Origin of the sequence: Arthrobacter sp. 35/47 (assembly GCF_000520475.1) — a bacterium.
Taxonomy (GTDB): domain Bacteria; phylum Actinomycetota; class Actinomycetes; order Actinomycetales; family Micrococcaceae; genus Arthrobacter_D; species Arthrobacter_D subterraneus.
On the sequence record NZ_KI914610.1, the window covers coordinates 3,254 to 7,453 of the forward strand.

6 protein-coding genes and 1 riboswitch are annotated in these 4,200 nt (G+C 66.7%); of the genes, 1 reads left to right on the top strand and 5 read right to left on the bottom strand.

Annotation, left to right across the window (positions count from 1 at the left end; all coding sequences use genetic code 11):
• Nucleotides 1–61: 61 nt before the first annotated feature.
• From X803_RS0112300 to X803_RS0112310, 3 genes are read right to left on the bottom strand one after another with little or no spacing between them, the layout of a single operon-like run.
• Complete coding sequence (locus X803_RS0112300; protein WP_026545365.1) at nucleotides 62–559, bottom strand: MarR family winged helix-turn-helix transcriptional regulator; 498 nt, start codon at nucleotides 557–559, stop codon at nucleotides 62–64.
• A gap of 28 nt (nucleotides 560–587) precedes the next feature.
• Nucleotides 588–1,382: an SGNH/GDSL hydrolase family protein gene (locus X803_RS0112305; protein WP_026545366.1), complete on the bottom strand. Its 795-nt coding sequence runs from the start codon at nucleotides 1,380–1,382 to the stop codon at nucleotides 588–590.
• The gene (locus X803_RS0112310) at nucleotides 1,379–1,624 is read right to left on the bottom strand and encodes a hypothetical protein (protein ID WP_026545367.1); all 246 of its coding nucleotides are present in this window, start codon (nucleotides 1,622–1,624) and stop codon (nucleotides 1,379–1,381) included. Before X803_RS0112310 ends, X803_RS0112305 begins: the two co-directional genes overlap by 4 nt.
• 114 nt (nucleotides 1,625–1,738) lie before the next feature.
• On the opposite strand from X803_RS0112310, the gene X803_RS19690 reads away from it, so the two are divergent.
• Entirely contained in the window at nucleotides 1,739–2,737 is a 999-nt protein-coding gene (locus X803_RS19690) for a diacylglycerol/lipid kinase family protein (RefSeq protein WP_084033714.1), read from the top strand.
• Between the two features lie 9 nt (nucleotides 2,738–2,746).
• On the opposite strand, the gene X803_RS22820 is transcribed toward X803_RS19690, so the two are convergent.
• Both X803_RS22820 and X803_RS21125 read right to left on the bottom strand, forming a co-directional pair.
• Nucleotides 2,747–3,610, bottom strand: a complete 864-nt coding sequence (locus tag X803_RS22820) for a M23 family metallopeptidase (protein WP_253907463.1) — start codon at nucleotides 3,608–3,610, stop codon at nucleotides 2,747–2,749.
• A 3-nt stretch (nucleotides 3,611–3,613) separates the two neighbouring features.
• Nucleotides 3,614–3,817: riboswitch (cyclic di-AMP (ydaO/yuaA leader) on the bottom strand.
• A 97-nt stretch (nucleotides 3,818–3,914) separates the two neighbouring features.
• Nucleotides 3,915–4,200 (bottom strand): SIP domain-containing protein (locus X803_RS21125; protein WP_035778883.1); only part of this gene is annotated, 286 nt, incomplete at its 5' end.

Genomic DNA, 4,200 nt, shown 5'->3' on the forward strand with positions numbered 1-4,200 from the left:
TGCGCCCCGAGCCGCCCGCCGGTGCCGCCGGCCAGGATCACCGCCAGAATGGACGGTTCGGTCACGCCGACGCCACCGGCTGGGACTGCTTCAGGATCCAGTGCGTTTCATCGAGCCGGGCGAGGATTTTCTTGCCCACCCTTTCCAGGTCGGCAACATCCCGCTCATCGAGCCCGTCGAAAACCAGCCGACGGACATGTTCCACGTGTTCCACCGCCAGATCCTGCAGGTTGTCCAGGCCCTCCACCGTGATGGACGCCGTGGTGACGCGAAGGTCGCGGGTGCTCTGGCTCCGCTGTACCCAACCGCGGGACTCGAGTTTGGTGACCACATGGCTGAGCCTGGACAGTGACGCATTGGAGCGGCCGGCCAGCTCGCTCATGGGGAGGGTGCGGTCATCAGCCTCGGAGAGCATCGCGAGCACGTGGTAGTCGAACAGGGTGATCCTGGCCCGCCGGTTGAGCTCGGCGTCGAGGGCGCCCGGGAGCATCGTTGCCACCGCGTAGAGAGCCAGCCACGCTTGCCTCTGAGCAGGATTCAGCCATCGCGTGCCAGTCATGCGAATCATTCTTGCAGAACCGCGGCCGTCACGGGGATGTTGCCTGCCGCGTCCACACCGGATGTGTCAGCTCGGGATACTTCACCGGCAGTGCGTCTCCGGAGGACTGCCCGCGCAGCCGCCTGCCCACCCATGGTCCGAGGTACTCGCGGGCCCAGAGGGCATCCTTGCGCAGCTGCGTCAGCCGGGAAAGTGCCGGGCGGGCCTCAAGTTCCGGCACCTCGATGCTGTGCGCCGACTTCAGGACTTCCAGCACCTTCACCGCCATGAGCGTGTGTCCGGAAGCTGCCATGTGCATGCGGTCCACGTCCCAGTAACCCCAGTTCTGGAATTCGCGCATCCGCCAGTAGTCGACCAGCTCGGCGTCGTGGCGGTCCACGATTTCGCGGACCAGCTCGTTGTAGATAGCGGTACGCCCGCGGGTCTTGCCGAAGACTGCCGACTTCACCGAGTCGAATCCGGTGAACAGCACCACGGCGGCACCGCCGGCGCGCAGGCGGGCGATTCCGGCGTCGTACTCCGCCAGCAGTTCATCAAGATCAATGGAGGGACGCAGGATGTCATTCGCGCCTGCGTAGATGGTGACAAGGGTCGGCTGGAGCGCGAGCGCCGCGTCCACCTGCTCACCCAGGATCTGCCGCATCTTGCGGCCGCGGATGGCAAGGTTCGCATAGCCCCAGGAAGGATCGGCGAGGACCAGCTGCTCCGCGACGCGGTCAGCCCAGCCGCGGACACCGTTGGGGCTGCGCTGGTCCCAGTCACCTACGCCCTCGGTAAAGGAGTCGCCGAGGGCGACATAACGATGGGTGAACCGGCTGCTCAATCCGCCTGCTCCTCCTCGTCGGAGGTTTCCGGGGGCGTGCCGCCGCGATGGTGCTCCGCATCGTATTCATGCTGGGTGTGATGTTCGGTTTCCGTGTAGGTGCCGTTGAAACCGGTGGCATTCCCGGTGGGACGTACGCCGGACGGGTCAGGGAACGTCGGCGATCCGCCGAACGGGTTGCCCTCGCTCGGGTCCTTCGTTTCGCCGCGCCCCTCCGGTGCGTTGGACTGGTCCTCGGTCATGGCTCCTCCTTGTGGTTCGACCACCCAGCATAGTTGCGGTGCAATTCCTGCGCACGCCCCACGGGACCCAGACGCTAAGCTCGATGACGAACCGCTCTCGTCAGGAGTACACACATGGCTTCATTGCAGGACACCGAGTCTGAACCGCAGGTCGAAACGCAGCCGGACGCGCGCACCAGGCGTGCGGCCCTGATCCTCAACCCGGTCAAGCCCACCGAGGAGGACATCCGCGCAATCGTCACGGAATTGAGCCTCGAGCAGGGCTGGCAGGAGCCGCTTTTCCTGGAGACTTCCAAGGATGATCCGGGGCACGGACAGACTCAGGAGGCGCTCAAGGCCGGCGTCGACGTCGTGATCGCTGCCGGGGGCGACGGCACAGTGCGCTGCGTGGCCGAGGAGCTGGCGGGCACCGGCACCGCACTCGGCCTCCTGCCGCTGGGCACCGGCAACCTGCTGGCCCGCAACCTGGATATCGACGTCGATGATCCGCGCGGCGCGGTCGAGGCGGCCCTTGGAGGCACCGAGCGGCTCATTGATGTTGTGCATGTGAACGTGGACCGGGCCCAGGATGCGCACGTATTCCTGGTGATGGCCGGGCTCGGATTCGATGCCTCGGTCATGGCGGACACCCGCGATGACCTCAAGGACAAGGTGGGCTGGCTCGCCTACGTGGACGCCGGTATCCGCAACCTTCCCGGCAAGCCGGCGAAGGTGCACCTCTCGATCGACGGCGGCAAGCGGGTCACCCGCCGACTGCGCAGCGTCATGGGCGGCAACTGCGGAAAAATCATGGGCGGCCTGGAGATTTTTCCGGGCGCCAGGCTCAACGACGGCCTCCTGGACATCATGACCATCGCACCGAGCGGCAAGCTGGGATGGTTCGCCGTTGTCGCGAAGCTCCTCGCACGGGGCAAGGGCAAGGACCCGTCAGTGGAGTACTACCAATGCAAGACGGCGGAAGTGGAGTCGGACACTCCGCTGGAGATCGAGCTGGACGGCGACGCCCTCGGCGAGGGCACGCACATGGCGTTCAGGGTTGAACCCAACTCGCTGAAGGTTCGGATGCCCTACGGGCGCAAGGATCCGGCGATCCTCACCGACCCGGAGCCGTAAGCCCCGGACTCAGAGGTAGCCGCTCGGGTCCACGGTCAGGTCATCGACAACCACTTCGAAGTGCAGGTGGCAGCCGGTGGAGTTGCCGGTGGTGCCCACCGCGCCGATGGTCTGGCCCCGCTCGACCTTCCCGCCCACCGGGATTCCCAGCGAACTCAGGTGGTTGTAGGTGGTCTTCAGTCCGCCGCCGTGGTCGATGACAATGCGCTGCCCCCCGCCATAGGGGTGCCAGCCGGACTCGGTGACCGTCCCTGCGCTTGAGGCGAGGACCGGCGTACCGCAGGCCCCGGAGTAATCCGTTCCGGTGTGCAGTTCCTGGCCGTACCCGCCCATTGGATTGACCCGGTTCCCGTAGGGGGAAGCCACCGAAAGCTCGGTCAGCGGCGGGCCGAGCAACGGCTCCTCGACGGGCTTCTCCACCGGCTTTGCGGGCTCGGCGGGCTCCTCGGCCGGCTTCTCCGGCTCCCGGTCGCGCTCCACCGGCTCCCTGGCCGGCGCTGCGGCGACGTCGGGCTTTCCGCTGGAAAGGGTTGAAACCTTCGTTTCCTCGGTGGCCGGTGTGCCGCCCTGGGTACTCCCCTGCGACGACGGTGCAATCGGTTCGCGGCTGAAGTCCATTGCTGCGTCCTCGGGCACGGTGACGCCCTGGGTGGCGTTCGGAGTCACGAGTCCGGCCTGCGTGAGGGTGGGGTTCCCCGCCACGGCGGTCAGCGCGACGCCGGCTGCAGCGGTGAGCGCTCCGCCCGTGAGCAGCAGGGTGCGGACGCGGCGGTGGAAGCGGTCGCGGCGCCGTGCTGCGCTGCGGGTCCGGTTTTCGGCACCGGTTGACGGCCGGTGGGGGGAGGATGTGGGCGCGTGGGCGTGCTGGGACAAGGGGGTGCCTCTCTTTTACGCCGGCGAAGTTAGCTGTCGGGTTCGAGCAAGAGTTGACTCGGCCTGACCTCGAAGTGACCGCGGCGGCGGGACGAGGTATGCAGGCTTCACCCCAAGGCAGACACGCTGCCTGGTATTGGGTTCTCCGCCCCTGTCTTTGAAGAAGAACGGGGCCGGGCTGCTGACAGGGTTGAGCGTACAGACCGGCGGTCACGGTACGAATGACCGGGTTCAACGCTACGGCATCCGCACAATAGTTACAATTCCGTTATGCGAACCTCCGCATGAATTGCATCACGCCATGCTAAGCGGGTTCCGATTTTCCCTGACGCCAGTAGCCCATGAACGCCACCTGCTTGCGGTCGATGCCGACGTCGCGCACCAGGTAGCGGCGAAGGCCGCGGACCACGGCGGCCTCACCGGCAATCCAGGCATAGAAGGGCAGGGCACCGGAGGGCTTGTCCGGGTTCAGGGAACCGTCCAGGGCCGCGGCGTCGAGCAGTTGCGGCGTTTCCCACAGAACGGTCCGGTCGATGTCGATCTCTTCGGGCTCGGGCCCGGCTGCACGGGAAGGCCCCCCGGCGCCGGCG